The 13,935-nt window shown below is 68.3% G+C and carries 13 protein-coding genes; 2 read left to right on the top strand and 11 right to left on the bottom strand.

Annotated features, from left to right (window positions below; translation table 11 throughout):
* Positions 1–39 precede the first annotated feature (39 nt).
* From murD to BLT64_RS10245, 9 genes are all read right to left on the bottom strand, one after another.
* Positions 40–1,440, bottom strand: coding sequence for a UDP-N-acetylmuramoyl-L-alanine--D-glutamate ligase (murD, locus tag BLT64_RS10285; RefSeq protein ID WP_011746934.1), 1,401 nt, complete (start codon positions 1,438–1,440; stop codon positions 40–42).
* An 82-nt stretch (positions 1,441–1,522) separates the two neighbouring features.
* On the bottom strand, positions 1,523–2,605 hold the full coding sequence (gene mraY / locus BLT64_RS10280; protein ID WP_011746933.1) for a phospho-N-acetylmuramoyl-pentapeptide-transferase: 1,083 nt from the start codon (positions 2,603–2,605) through the stop codon (positions 1,523–1,525).
* Complete coding sequence (locus BLT64_RS10275; protein WP_011746932.1) at positions 2,605–3,990, bottom strand: UDP-N-acetylmuramoyl-tripeptide--D-alanyl-D-alanine ligase; 1,386 nt, start codon at positions 3,988–3,990, stop codon at positions 2,605–2,607. The genes mraY and BLT64_RS10275 overlap by 1 nt, the downstream gene beginning before the upstream one ends.
* Positions 3,987–5,456 (bottom strand): UDP-N-acetylmuramoyl-L-alanyl-D-glutamate--2,6-diaminopimelate ligase, encoded by a 1,470-nt coding sequence (locus BLT64_RS10270; protein ID WP_011746931.1) that lies wholly within the window; start codon positions 5,454–5,456, stop codon positions 3,987–3,989. The genes BLT64_RS10275 and BLT64_RS10270 overlap by 4 nt, the downstream gene beginning before the upstream one ends.
* Positions 5,457–5,485: 29 nt before the next feature.
* A complete protein-coding gene (locus tag BLT64_RS10265; protein WP_011746930.1) occupies positions 5,486–7,291 on the bottom strand; it encodes a peptidoglycan D,D-transpeptidase FtsI family protein in 1,806 nt (601 codons plus the stop codon).
* Complete coding sequence (gene ftsL, locus BLT64_RS10260) at positions 7,288–7,671, bottom strand: cell division protein FtsL (protein WP_011746929.1); 384 nt, start codon at positions 7,669–7,671, stop codon at positions 7,288–7,290. Before ftsL ends, BLT64_RS10265 begins: the two co-directional genes overlap by 4 nt.
* A complete protein-coding gene (gene rsmH / locus BLT64_RS10255) occupies positions 7,671–8,639 on the bottom strand; it encodes a 16S rRNA (cytosine(1402)-N(4))-methyltransferase RsmH (protein WP_011746928.1) in 969 nt (322 codons plus the stop codon). Before rsmH ends, ftsL begins: the two co-directional genes overlap by 1 nt.
* Before the next feature lies 1 nt (position 8,640).
* Positions 8,641–9,150, bottom strand: a complete 510-nt coding sequence (mraZ, locus tag BLT64_RS10250; RefSeq protein ID WP_011746927.1) for a division/cell wall cluster transcriptional repressor MraZ — start codon at positions 9,148–9,150, stop codon at positions 8,641–8,643.
* 640 nt (positions 9,151–9,790) lie between these two features.
* Positions 9,791–10,894: an Mrp/NBP35 family ATP-binding protein gene (locus BLT64_RS10245; protein WP_011746926.1), complete on the bottom strand. Its 1,104-nt coding sequence runs from the start codon at positions 10,892–10,894 to the stop codon at positions 9,791–9,793.
* 330 nt (positions 10,895–11,224) lie between these two features.
* Here BLT64_RS10245 and BLT64_RS10240 point away from each other — a divergent pair, with 330 nt between their 5' ends.
* Positions 11,225–11,455 (top strand): DUF1127 domain-containing protein, encoded by a 231-nt coding sequence (locus BLT64_RS10240; protein WP_041529762.1) that lies wholly within the window; start codon positions 11,225–11,227, stop codon positions 11,453–11,455.
* A 548-nt stretch (positions 11,456–12,003) separates the two neighbouring features.
* Positions 12,004–12,777, top strand: a complete 774-nt coding sequence (locus BLT64_RS10235; RefSeq protein ID WP_011746924.1) for a 23S rRNA (adenine(2030)-N(6))-methyltransferase RlmJ — start codon at positions 12,004–12,006, stop codon at positions 12,775–12,777.
* Here the strand turns inward: BLT64_RS10235 and BLT64_RS10230 are convergent.
* A complete protein-coding gene (locus BLT64_RS10230) occupies positions 12,765–13,391 on the bottom strand; it encodes an N-acetylmuramoyl-L-alanine amidase (RefSeq protein ID WP_011746923.1) in 627 nt (208 codons plus the stop codon). The two genes, BLT64_RS10235 and BLT64_RS10230, sit on opposite strands and share 13 nt — an antisense overlap.
* A complete protein-coding gene (locus BLT64_RS10225) occupies positions 13,388–13,912 on the bottom strand; it encodes a hypothetical protein (protein ID WP_011746922.1) in 525 nt (174 codons plus the stop codon). Before BLT64_RS10225 ends, BLT64_RS10230 begins: the two co-directional genes overlap by 4 nt.
* Positions 13,913–13,935 lie beyond the last annotated feature (23 nt).

Genomic DNA, 13,935 nt, shown 5'->3' with positions numbered 1-13,935 from the left:
TGGCGGTCCGGGGGCGTGAGTATTTGGAAACGGTAGGGCTCAGGCCTGCAGCGCCTTGACCAGGGCGGTGAAATGCTCGCCCCGTTTCTCGAAGTTCGGGTATTGGTCGAAGCTGGCGGCGGCGGGGGCGAGCAGCACGGTCTCGCCCGGCTGGGCCTCGGCCGCGGCGCGGGCGACAGCCTGCTCCATGGTTTCGACGATCTCATAGGGGGTCTGGCCGATCTGGAGCGCGAAGTCGCGGGCGGAATGTCCGATCAGATAGGCCTTCACCACCGGGCCGAGGCAGGGGGCCAGCGCCTCGATGCCGCCATCCTTGCCCATGCCGCCGGCGATCCAGCGGATGCGCGGGAAAGCGGCCAGCGCCTTGGCGGCGGCATCGACATTGGTGGCCTTGCTGTCGTTGACCCAGGCCACGCCGCCGATCTCGGCCACGGTCTGGCTGCGATGCGGCAAGCCCTGGAAGCTGTGGAAGGCGCGCTCGATCTCGCGCGGGGCGATGCCGACGGCGCGCGCCGCGGCATAGGCTGCGCAGGCGTTCTGGTGGTTGTGTGCGCCCGGCAGGCCCTGGATGCCGCGCAGGTCGATCGAGGCGACCTGGCGGCCCTTGCGGTATTCCGCGAGGTAGCCCTTGCGGGCAAAGACCGACCAGCCGAAGCCTTCCAGCTTCTGGCCGGACGAGACGCGGATCACCCGGTCGTCGGCGGCACCCATGCCGAGCTGGCCGGCGAGATAGCGCCCCTCTACCTCGTCCACGCCGATCACGGCGCGATCCGGCCCGCCCTCGGCGAAAAGCCGGCGCTTGGCGGCGAAATAGCCGCCAAGACCGCCATGGCGGTCCAGATGGTCGGGCGAGAGATTGGTGAAGACCGCCACGTCGGGGGTCAGGGCGCGGGCAAGGTCGGTCTGGTAGCTGGAGAGCTCCAGCACCACCACCTCGCCGTCATGGGCCGGATCGAGCGACAGCACGCCGGTGCCGATATTGCCGCCGATCTGGGTCGGACGGCCGGTTTCCTTGAGGATGTGGTGGATCAGTGCCGTGGTGGTGGACTTGCCGTTCGAGCCGGTGACGGCGATGACACGCGGGGTGGTGTCGAAGCGCTCCCATTCGGCGGTGGCGAAGCTGCGGAAGAACAGGCCGATATCGTTGTCCACCGGCACGCCGAGCGCGTAGGCCCTGGCGATGACCGGATGCGGTTTCGGATAGAGATGCGGGATGCCGGGGCTGGCGATCAGCGCCGAGATGCCGTCCCAGTTCTGGTCCTGGGTCAGGTCGAGGAGATGCAGGCCCTCTTGCTCGGCCTGTTCGCGCGTGTCGACGCCGTCGTCCCAGGCGACGACCCGGGCGCCGCCGGCGGCAAGCGCAGCGGCGGTGGCGCGGCCCGAACGCCCGAGGCCGAGCACGGCGATGGTCTGGTTCTGGACGCCCTGGACCGGAATCATGCTGTTTCCTTCGCTGTCGCAGGCCGGGGGCGCTTCGCCCCCCGGACCCCCCGAGGGTATTTGGAAAACGGAAAAAAGCCTGTCAGCGCAGCTTCAGCGTCGCAAGCCCGATCAGTGCCAGGATCAGCGCAATGATCCAGAAACGGATCACGATCTGCGCTTCGCCCCAGCCCTTCTTTTCGAAATGGTGGTGGATCGGGGCCATCAGGAAGACCCGCTTGCCGGTGCGCTTGAAATAGAGCACCTGGATGATGACCGACAGCGCCTCGACCACGAAGAGCCCGCCGACGATGGCCAGGACGATCTCGTGCTTGGTCACCACGGCGATGGCGCCGAGCGCGCCGCCCAGGGCAAGGCTGCCGGTGTCGCCCATGAAGACGGCGGCGGGGGGCGCATTATACCACAGGAACCCCAGGCCGCCGCCGATCAGCGCGGCGACGAAGACCGCGAGTTCGCCGGTGCCGGGGACGAAATGCACGCCGAGGTAATTGGCGAAATTGGCGTTGCCGACCATATAGGCGATCACCGAAAAGCTGGCCGCCGCGATCATCACCGGCATGATCGCCAGCCCGTCGAGCCCGTCGGTCAGGTTCACCGCATTGGCCGCGCCCAGGATCACCAGCACGGTAAAGGGCACGTAGAGCAGGCCCAGGTTGATCAGCGCATCCTTGAAGAAGGGTAGCGCGAGCTCGCCGCTGAGTGCGGCCGGGTGCAGCCAGGCAGCCGCGGCACCGGCGGCGGCGGCGATGCAGAGCCCGATCAGCAGCCGGACCTTGCCCGACAGCCCGGCATGGTGCTGCTTGGTGACCTTGGCGTAGTCGTCGGCAAAGCCGATGGCGGCGAAGCCCAGCGTGACCAAAAGCACGATCCAGACATAGCCGTTGTCGAGCCGTGCCCAGAGCAGCGTGCCGATGGTCAGCGCGGCAAGGATCAGGAGCCCGCCCATGGTCGGCGTGCCGGCCTTGGAGAAATGGTTCTCGGGTCCGTCGTCGCGGATCGGCTGGCCCTTCTTCTGCTTGCGGCGCAAGAGGTCGATCAGCGGCCGGCCGAAGAAGAAGCCGAAGAGCAGCGCGGTAAAGAAGGCGCCGCCCGCGCGGAAGGTGATGTATCGGAACAGGTTGAAGAAATCCCCGCCGTCGGAGAGGTTCGTGAGCCAATAGAGCATTACGCTGTCCTTTCGCCAGGGGGCGTGCTTTGGCGCGTTCGCCGCAGCGCGTCAACCACCGTCGAGACCTTGGAGGACTTCGAACCCTTCACGAGCACGATATCGCCGGACGCGACCAGTTCGCCTACTTTCCCGGCCAGTTCGGCGGCCGTCTCGGCATGCATTCCGCGCCGGCCTTGCGGCAGCGCCTCGTGCAGGGCGCGCATGCGCGGGCCGGCGGTATGGACCAGGTCGACGGCTTCCATCGCGGGGTCCCCGGCCATGCCGGCATGGAGCGCGATCTCGTCCGGGCCGAGTTCCAGCATGTCCCCCAGGATCGCCACCCGGCGCCCGCCGGTCAGCCGCGCCAGCGTCGCGAGGCCGGCGGAAAGCGAGGTCGGATTGGAGTTGTAGGCATCGTCGATCAGCCGGATGCCGTCCAGATCCTCGACGGCGCCGCGACCCAGCGGCGGGCGCCAGTCGGACAGGTGCTTCGCCGCCTCGGCCACATCCGCCCCGGCGGCGGAAAGCGCGGCCAGCATGCCGACCGCGTTCATCACGAAATGCGTGCCGGCGCTGGCGAGCATGAAATCCACCGTCTCGCCCAGCACGCGAGCGCGGACCCGGGTCACGCCGTCCAGGGTCTCGGCCTTGAGCGGCCTGGCCATGCCCTGCTGGCCGAAGCCGATCACGATGGCGGCGGCATCGTCGGCACAGTCGCGCAGCAGTTGCGTGACGGGCAGATCCTCGGGGATGATGGCGGTGCCGGGCTGGATCAGACCGCGAAAGATCGCGCCCTTTTCGCGGGCGATGCCCTCGATGGCGCCGAAGGCTTCCAGATGCGCGGCGGCAACGGTGGTGACCATGGCGACATGCGGGCGGGCAAGGCGGGCAAGGGGCTCGATCTCGCCCGGATGGTTCATGCCGATCTCGACAATGGCGAAGTCGGTGTCCTCGGGCATGCGCGCCAGCGTCAGGGGCACGCCCCAATGGTTGTTGTAGCTGGCCTCGGCCGCGTGGACCCTGCCCTGCCCGGCCAGGGCGACGCGGGCCATCTCCTTGGTCGAGGTCTTGCCGACCGAGCCGGTGATGGCGACGACCTTGCCCCGCATCCGGGCGCGACCGGCGCGGCCCAAGGCCTCCAGTGCCGGCAGGACATCGGGGACGACCAGCAGTGGCGCATCCGGCGCCACGCCTTCGGGGATGCGGCTGACCAGCGCGGCGCAGGCACCCTTCTCGAGCGCCCGGGCGACGAAGTCATGGCCGTCGCGGGCGGCTTGCAGGGCGACAAACAGGTCGCCCGGCCGGATGGTGCGGGTGTCGATGGAAACGCCGCCGACCGCGAAATCACGGGTGGCACGGCCGCCGGTGGCCTCGGCGGCATCCTGCGAGGTCCAGAGCGTCATATCTTGCCATCCAATGCCGCGACGGCCACCGAGGCCTGCTCGGCATCGTCGAAGGGGTAAACGTCGCTGCCGATGATCTGGCCGGTCTCGTGCCCCTTGCCGGCGATCAGCAGCGCATCGCCCGGTTGCAGGGCATCGACGCCGCGCAGGATCGCCTCGGCGCGGTCGCCGACCTCGATGGCGTCGGGACCAGCGCCGGCCATGACCTCGGCACGAATCGCAGCCGGATCCTCGGAGCGGGGGTTGTCGTCGGTCACATAGACCACATCGGCGAATTGCCGCGCCGCCTCGCCCATCAGCGGGCGCTTGAGCCGGTCGCGATCGCCGCCGGCGCCGAAGACCACGACGATGCGGCCCATGACATGCGGGCGCAGCGATTGCAGGGCCGAGGCCAGCGCGCCGGGCTTGTGGCTGTAATCGACGAAGACCGCCGCGCCGTTTTCCCGCACCGCGGCCAGTTCCATGCGACCGCGCACGGTGGTCAGGCCCGGCAAGGTCTCGATCACCCGGGGCGCCTCGTCCCCGGCGGCGATGGCAAGGCCGGCCGCGGCGAGCACGTTTTCCGCCTGGAAACCGCCGATCAGCGCCAGCCGCACCAGATGCGCCTGCCCGTGGAAGCCGAAGCGCAGATCCTGCCCGGTCGCGTCATAGCGCTGGCCGAGGATGCGCAGGTCCGCCCGTTCGTCCTTGCCGATGGTGGTCAGCTTCAGGCCACGCTCGCCCGCGATCTGCGCCATCTGCCGGCCGCGAGGATCGTCGATATTGATGACCGCCCCGGCGCCTTCTTCAAGGATATGGTCGAAAAGCAGTGCCTTGGCGGCGAAATATTCGTCGAAATCCTTGTGGTAGTCCAGGTGGTCCTGGCTGAAATTGGTGAAGGCGCCGGCCTTCAGCCGCACCCCGTCCAGACGGCGCTGGTCCAGCCCGTGCGAACTGGCCTCCATCGCCGCATGGGTGACGCCCGCAGCGGCGGCCTCGGCCAGCACGCGATGCAGGGTGATCGGCTCGGGCGTGGTATGGGCAAGCTTGGCCTGATAGTCGCCCTGCACGCCCATGGTGCCCAGGCTGATCGCCTTGTGGCCCAGCGCCTGCCAGATCTGCCGTGTGAAACTGGCGACCGAGGTCTTGCCGGAAGTGCCGGTGACGGCGACCATCGTCTCGGGCTGGGCCGCGAACCACAAGGCGGCAGCGCCGGCCAGTGCTGCGCGCGGGTCCTCGGCCACGACCAGCGCGGCATCGGCACCGACAAGCTCGGCCGCCGCGATCTCGGCGCCCTTGCGGTCGGTCAGGATCGCGCCGGCGCCCTGGCGCAGCGCGTATTGGATGAACTCGCCCCCATGCGTGGCCGAGCCCGGCAGTGCCGCGAACAGATGGCCCGGCCTGACCTGCCGCGAATCGACGGCAAGGCCCGTCACCTCGGGGTCGCGCCCCTTGTCCCCCCTAAGCCCCAAAAGGGACAGCCGCATCGCCCGCTCGGTCACAAAACCTCCGCTCATCAGTTCGAGACGAGCTTTAGCCGATCCGGCAAAGGCCGTTCAACCATCGGCAACTGCGTTTCCGTGCTGGGGCGCAGGCCCAGCAGCGGGGCGACGCGGCGGATCACCTCGGCGGCCACCGGGGCAGAGGTCGCGCCCGCCGTCCGGCTTTCGCCGCCCGCACCGATGGTCGAGGGTTCGTCCAGCGACAGCACCAGCACATATTGCGGATCGCTGGCCGGAAAGACCGAGGCGAAGGTCGAGACCACCTTGTTGCCGTAATAGCCGCCTGTCGGGCGCGGCTTGTCGGCGGTACCGGTCTTGCCGGCGACCTCGTAGCCCTCGACATTGGCGCTGCGGCCGCTGCCCCGGACCACCACCTGGCGCAGCATCTGCACGGCGATGCGCGCCGCCTCGGGCGAAAGCACCTGCTCGCCCCCGCGCTGGCTGCGGTCGTGGATCAGCGTCGGCATCACCCGCTTGCCGCCATTCGCGACGGTCGCATAGGCGGTCGCAAGATGCAGCGGGCTGGCCGCCAGGCCATGGCCGAAGGCCACGGTCGCCGAGGTCACGGCGGGCCAGCGCTTGGGCACCAGCGGCTTGCCGGTCGGTGCCTCGCTCATCTCGATCGGCGTCGGATCGAAGAAGCCCAGCTTTTGCAGGAAATCCCTCTGCCGGTCCGGCCCCAGAAGCTGGGCGACGCGGACGGTACCGACGTTCGACGACTTCACGATGATATCCGTCACCGAAAGCGTGCCGTAATTGTGTCCCCGGAACTCGTTGATCAGGTATTTGCCGATCTTCATCGGCGCCTTGGCATTGATCATCGTGGTCGGGCTGACCAGCTTGAGGTCGATGGCCTGCGCCACCGGGAAGATCTTGAAGGTCGAGCCAAGCTCGTATTGGCCCTGCACCGCGCGGTTGAACAGCGGGCTGTCCGAGGGATCGCCCTTGAGCAACGGGCGCGGCCGGTCGTTCGGGTCGAAATCGGGCAGGCTGGCCATGGCGACGATCTCGCCGGTCTTGATCTCCATCAGGATGCCGGTGGCGCCCTTGGCGTTCATGACCTTCATGCCGTTGCCCAGCACCTCCTCCATCGCGGCCTGGACGGTCAGGTCCAAGGACAGCATCAGCGGCGCGCCGTCGTTGGCCGGGTCGCGCAGCCAGTGATCGAAAGCCTTTTCGACGCCGGCGACGCCGACGACCTCGGCGCTGGCCACGTCCTCCTTGCCGAAGGTGGCGCCGCCAAGGATATGGGCGGCGATATGGCCGTTCGGGTAAAGCCGCATCTCGCGCGGGCCGAACAGCAGGCCAGGCTCGCCGATGTCATGCACGGCCTGCATCTGCTCGGGGCTGATCTTCTTCTTGATCCAGACGAAGGTGCGCTTGCCGGTGAAATCCTTGTCGAGCCGCTCGACCTCCAGATCGGGAAAGATGCGGACCAGTTCGCGCGCCGCGCGCTCGGGCTCGACCATCTGCTGGGGATGGGCGTAAAGCGAATGGGTCAGCAGGTTCGTGGCCAGCACCCGCCCGTGCCGGTCGGTGATGTCGGCGCGCTGCGAGATGATCTGTGCGCCGGTGGTCTGGACGCGCGGCTCGCTGGGCTGGCTGGCGGCCAGCACGCCCATCTTGGCGCCCACGGTGCCGAAGGCCAGCGCAAAGGCGCAGGACATGAAGAACAGCCGGGTCCGGGCGCTGCCGCGCGCCCTTTCCTGGATCGCGGCATGCCTCTGGGCGCGGTTCTCGGCCTCGATGGCATCGGGGTTCTCGCCTGTTTCGCGGGCGCGAAGGATGCGGGCCAGCGGGCGCAGCGGGGTGCGGATCATGGCGTGCTCTCCTGTGGTCTGCGGGGCGGGAAGCCGGCGGGACGTTCGACCGGCATGTCTGCATCGGCGCCCGGCTCGCGCTCGGGCGCCTTGGGCGTGGGAAAGGCCACCTGCCCGACATCGACGAACTGGTCGGAACCGAAGGGCACCAGCTTCAGCCGCTCGAAGTTCAGGTCGACCAGCTGGCGCAGACGCCCGGGTCGGTTGAGATAGGCCCATTCGGCGCGCAAGACGCCCAGATCCTCGCGCAGCCGGCCGATCTGGCGCTGGATATCGCTCATCTCGCTGATGGCGGCCTGGGTGCGGTAATTCTCGCGATAGGCCCAGAAGGCCAGCCCCATCACGGAAAGCGCGGTCAGAAGGTAAAGCACCGAACGCATCACGCCCTCCTTTCCGACAGCAGCGGCAGGCCCAAGGCCGCGGGATCGACCCGGCCGGCCGGCGCCTCGGTGCGGATGCCGACCCGCAGAAGCGCCGAGCGCGCACGCGGGTTCGTCGCCAGCTCCGCCTCGTCCGGGCCGATGGCGCGGCGGAAGGGCAGCGTGAAGGCCGGCTCCTCGCGCGCGGCCTCGGGCGCATAGCGGCTGCCGCCGCCGGCGCTGTTCGAGCGCGCCTGCATGAAACGCTTGACGATGCGGTCCTCAAGCGAGTGGAAGCTGACCACCGCCAGCTTGCCGCCCGGCCGCAGCGCCCGTTCGGCCGCCGCAAGCCCGGCGACCAACTGGCCGAATTCGTCGTTCACCCAGATGCGGATCGCCTGGAAGGCGCGGGTCGAAGGGTGGCTCTGCCCCGGCTTCGGGCGCGGCAGGCAGGCGCTGACGATGTCGGAAAGCTGGCCCGTGCGGCTCAGCGGCCGCGCCGCGACGATGGCCTTGGCGATGCGGCGCGAGGCGCGTTCCTCGCCATAGAGATACAGCACGTCGGCGATCACCTGCTCGGGCGCGGTGTTCAGCAGCTCGGCCGCCGTGGGTCCATCGCCGCCCATGCGCATGTCCAAAGGCCCGTCGCGCAGGAAGGAAAAGCCGCGCTCGGGCTGGTCGAGCTGCATCGAGCTGACGCCAAGGTCCAGCACCACGCCATCCACCGGCCCGCCGGCCAGGCTGTCCAGATCGGAAAATGTGCCCTCGACCAGCCGCAGCCGGTCGCCGTATTCGCCCGCCCAGGCCTCGGCCATGCGAAAGACCGCCGGGTCGCGGTCGATACCGATCACGCGATCAGCGCCCTGCTCCAGCAAGCCGCGCGCATAGCCGCCGGCGCCGAAGGTGCCATCGACCCAGGTGCCCTCCACAGGCGCAACGGCCCGCAACAGCGGGCCAAGCAGGACGGGGATATGCGGCGCCTCGGCCATCCTAACCCTCGTCCCTCGCAGTGGCGGGGGCCAGCAGCGACAAGGGATCGGCGCCCGGCTCCAGTTCGGGCACGCGGGCCTCCAGCGCGCGCTCTTCCTCGGCATAGGCCTCGGGGGTCCAGACCTTCAGGCTGTCGCCGGCCGAGATGAAGAAGGCGCTGTCGGTCAGCCCGATCTTCTCGCGCAGCTTCTGCGGCAGGACCAGACGGCCGTCACCGTCGATCTCGGCCTCGTCGGCATGGCCCTGATAGATGTTTTCCAGAAGGTTGCGGGCGGCCGAGCCGCGCGGCATGGCGGCGATGCCGTCCTCGATCTCTTCCATCGCCTGGATGGTGAAAAGCTGCAGCCAGTTCCAGTCCCGGGTGCCGTAGACGATGACCAGCTGCGCACGCTTGCCGGCCTGCCAGTCGGGATCGGATGCCTCGAAGACCCGGCGGAACTTGGCCGGGATGGAAACGCGGCCTTTCGCGTCCACCTTGACCTCTTCCGAGCCTCTGAACCTGCGTGCCAAGGGCCCGCGCTCCTTCCACTGTCCCGGCCTTTCCGGTTTGCCCGAAAAGGAAAGGCGGACCGGGCTGCTGCCACTGCCCGATCCGCCGCCCTCGTTCCCATCTCTGGGCCCCGTAGTTTCGGGGATCGCGCCCTGCGTTCCGCGCCACCTGGGGGAGGTGCTGCTCACGCGCCGCAGAGGTCGTTTCGGAAGCGGGTTGCCTGTATGAAAGCTGCTTGTCGCCTTTTGGGGTCTTGGCGCCCCTGTTAGCCCGTTCCGTGATCAAAGGGATGCCATGGGAATTTACGGGACGCAATGGATTTGTTTGGGCAAAGCACGAGCACAGGCGGGCTCTCGCCAGCGAATGCGGGTCGAACGGGTTCACGCCGGCGCTACTCCAGGGGAAGGTATCGAATATCGAGAGAGCGCCGCCACTAAATGTAGTAGCCAGCCACAATGTGGCAAATAAATCCCACCATTTCCCAGAATCGTCCCGCGCCCGCCCGGGGCGGGGCTTTCTACCGCAAGAGGAAGGAAGAGAATCGCCGATTCGGGTGCCGGTCACAGGCAATCACGGCGTGGTGATTCGGAATTTTGGGGTTGTTCCCATGTTTTCCCCGACCCGTTCCCGTGCTTTCCCGAACGGGTCCGCAAGGCCGAGTCAGGCCATGCCGCCGTCGATCAGCCGCTCGGCCAGCCGGGCAAAGGATTGCGCCACCGGGCCGTCGCCGGCCGCGATCGGCGTGCCCGCATCGCCCGACAGCCGCAGGTCGAGGTTCAGGGGGATCTCGCCCAGGAAAGGCAGCCCCAGCGCCGCGGCCTCGGCGGCGACGCCGCCATGGCCGAACAGATGCGCCTCATGGCCGCAATTCGGGCAGATATAGGTGGACATGTTTTCGACCAGCCCCAGCACCGGGGTCTTGAGCTTGTCGAACATGTCGATGGCGCGGCGGGCGTCGATCAGCGCCACGTCCTGCGGGGTCGAGACGATGATCGCCCCGCTGACCTGCGCCTTCTGGCACAGCGACAGCTGCACGTCGCCGGTGCCGGGCGGCAGGTCGACCAGCAGCACGTCCAGCTCGCCCCATTTCACCTGGTTGAGCATCTGCTGCAACGCGCCCATCAGCATCGGGCCGCGCCAGACCACCGCCTCGCCTTCCTTCATCATCAGGCCCAGCGACATGACGGTGACGCCATGGGCGTGCAGCGGCTCGATCATCTGGCCGTCGCTGGTCGGGCGCTGCCCGGTCAGGCCCAGCATCCGCGGCTGCGAGGGACCGTATATATCGGCATCCAGCAAGCCGACCCGGCGCCCCTTGCGCGCCAGCGCCACCGCGAGGTTCGAGGTCAGCGTCGATTTGCCGACCCCGCCCTTGCCCGAACCGATGGCGAGGATGCGCGCCACGCCGCTGACCGGGGCCGGTCCCGCCTGGGGCGTCGGGTGGCGGCCGATCTTCAGGCTGGGCGGAGCCCCCTCGCCGCCCGAACGCGCCGTCACCTGCGGCGCCGCGCCGCGCGGCACGGTCGGAGCGGTGGTGACGATCTGCACCTTCTCGACCCCCGGCAGGGCCGAAAGCGCACGCTGCGCCTCGGCCTCGACCGGACCGAGAGAGCGGGCGGCGGCATCGGCCGCCTCGATGACGAATCGCACCACGCCCGATTCGACGCTGAGCGCGCGCACCAGATCGGCGGAAACCAGGTTTCCGCCCCCCGGAACTGCGATCCGCGCAAGTTCCTCAAGCACACGTTCGCGTGATATCGTCATCGCTACCCCCAGATCGAAGCGTCCACAGCATGGCAATTCGTGCCGGGGTCGGCAACCCGGGCAAAAAGGCTGATACCGCTAACCCCCTGTGACCCCGCGTAAAATACGACCCATTTGCTAGAGAAACTTGGAAGAGACTGCGCAAGATCTGAAAAACTCACGGTTTATTAACGCTTTGTAACGGTGTCCCAGAAACAGCCATGCCGATTCTGCATAGCAGCATCTCGGCCTCGACCATTGTGCAGATGCAGAAAAGGGACCATGTTCGTCTCAACAGCGCGACAGGGAAAACCGACCGCGCCATCCGCAAGACGAAAAAGAGTGTATGAAATGGCTGTTCTCGATCTGATCCATGGCGGTATGCACCGCAACGACATCGCCGGCAACGGCGCGATCGCGAAATTCGTGGCCAACGTCCGTGAGAACATGGCCCGCCGCGCGGTCTATCGTCAGACCCTGCGCGAACTGGGCGAACTGTCCAACCGCGATCTGGCCGATCTGGGCCTGAACCGCGGCAATATCCGCAGCGTGGCTTACGAAGCCGCCTGGGGAAAGAAGTAAGCGAATAGAACACCCGACCCACTCCTCCTCCCTTGGGTCCGGGTTCAGGCGGCATCCTCCCTCCTCCTCCCTGAGGATGCCGCCGCTCAGATACGGCGAAGTCTGTTCCTCCTCCCTCAGGCTTCGCGTTCCAGGCGGCTCCCCCTCCTCCTCCCTGGGGATGCCGCCACCCCATACGGCGAGACCCCTCCTCCTCCCTGGGTCTCGCGGTTCCGGCGGCCGCCTCTCTCCTCCTCCCGGAGGCGCCGCCAAACCGATACGGTGAAGCCCCTCCTCCTCCCTGGGCTTCCCGGTTCAGGCGGCACCCTCCCTCCTCCTCCCTGAGGGTGCCGCCAAGAAATACCGCCGCAAGGCGGAACGGAATGCGACGGTCCTCTCCTCCTCCCTGGGATCGTCAGCACGCGGTAATGGCCTCCTCCTCCCTGCCATTGCCGCACCCCATACGCGGCCCCTCCTCCTCCCTGGGCCAGCGTTGCGCGGCGGTGCCCCCTCCTCCTCCCTGGGCACCGCCGCTTTTCATTTCCGGCCCATCGGGTTAATCGCGGGACATGTTGTCCTATCAGCACGCCTATCACGCCGGGAATCTGGCCGACCTGTACAAGCACGCGCTTCTCGCGTCGATTCTGGCTTACCTGACCGCCAAGCCGAAGCCGCTGAGCTACCTGGAAACCCATGCCGGCCGCGGCCTTTACGACCTGTCGTCGCCCGAGGCCGACAAGACCGGCGAGGCGGCGGCGGGCATCACCCGCGCCCTTGCCGAAAACTGGCTGCCGGCCGATCATCCGCTGTGCCTTGCGCTGGATGCGGTGCGCGCCCGCCATGGCGCCTCGGCCTATCCCGGATCACCGTTGATCGCACGGCATTTCCTGCGACCGGGCGACGTGGCGCATCTGGCCGAACTGCACCCGGCCGAGCACGAGGCTTTGGCCGAGATCGCCGGCTTTGCGCATCTGCACCGACAGGACGGCTTCCAGATGGCGCAGGCAATCTGCCCGCCCACCCCGCGCCGGGGGCTGCTGCTGATCGACCCCAGCTATGAGGTCAAGGCCGATTACGACGCCATCCCCCGCCAAATCGCCAAGCTGGCGCGCAAATGGAACGTGGGCGTGATCGTACTGTGGTATCCGATCCTGACCGACCTTCGCCATGCGCCGATGGTCGAGGCTTTGCGCCGCAACCACCCCGAGGCACTGGTTTCCGAAGTGCGTTTCCCGCCGGCACGGCCCGGACATGGCATGGTCGGCTCGGGCATGGTCGTGCTGAACCCGCCCTATGGCCTGGCCGAGGAAGCCCTGCGAATCGAGGCGCTCTACGACCGATAGGCCAAAGCCGCGGCCAGCCGCCGATCCGTGGCATCTTCGGGGCCTTCGGCCCAGGGACGGAAGCGCAGGCGAAAAGCCGCAAGCTGGGCCGGTTCCTTCGCATAGCCGATGCGGCTCAGGCTTTCGGCCAGCGACAGGTCGCGACCCTCACCCTCCGGCCAGACCGCCAATCCCTGCAAGGCCAGCCGCCGCCAGTCGAAACGCGGACCGGGGTCGATCTTGCGCCCCGGCGCCATGTCGGAATGGCCGATCACGCCCTCTGGCCCGATCGGCCAGCGCGCCATGATGCCGCGCAGCAGCGCCTCCAGTGCCGCCATCTGCGGCTCGGGGAAGGGCCGGTCGCCCGGATTGGCCAACTCGATGCCGATGCTGCGCGAGTTCACGTCCTCGCACCCCTGCCAGGACCCGGCGCCCGCATGCCAGGCGCGGCGGTCCTCGGGCACCAGCGCCTCGGTCAGCCCGTCCTCATGGACCAGCCAATGCGCGCTGACCTCGGCTTCGGGATCGCAAAGCCGGGCGCGGGCCGAAGGCCCATCCGCCATGCCGGTGTAATGGATCACGACCAGCGAAGGCCGCTGCCCGCGCCGGTCGCCGTGATTGGGCGAAGGGCTCAAAGCCCCGACTGGCGCAGCGGGCGCGGGTCCCAGCCGCAGACGAAGCCGTCACCGTCCGGGTCCAGCCCGCCCGGGTCGATCACCGGCCCGCCCGCCGAGATAAAGGCGCTTTGCGCCGCATCGGCGCTGCCATAGCTGCGACAGGCCCGTGCCGCCGCCGATTCGGAACCGCCGCTGCGCTGATATTTCCGCGTGCCCGGCGCCTGCGTTTCCTGCTGTGCGTACCGCAAGAGCGAGGGTGGGACGGCCTGCGCCCTGACCGGCGCGGCAGGCGCCGCGGCCTGAGCCGGCTGCTTTTTGGCCGGCGTCCCGGCGATATCGGCAGCGGTCGGCGCCTGCGCCGGCAATTGCACGGGAATGGCGGTCGGCACCGGGCCCTTGCCATGCAGCGCGACCTCGCGCGCCTGCAGGTATTCGGCATAGGGCGAGCCGTTGTGCATGGCGCTGTAATTCGGGTTCCAGCCCGTATTCTCGCCACAGGCAGCAAGGCCAAGCACCGCAAGGATCGCCAGGTTCCGCATCGGTCTCTCCCGTTTGAAGCCGG

The organism is Paracoccus denitrificans, assembly GCF_900100045.1.
Taxonomy (GTDB): domain Bacteria; phylum Pseudomonadota; class Alphaproteobacteria; order Rhodobacterales; family Rhodobacteraceae; genus Paracoccus; species Paracoccus denitrificans.
This window is presented reverse-complemented; position numbering and strand designations above follow the sequence as displayed.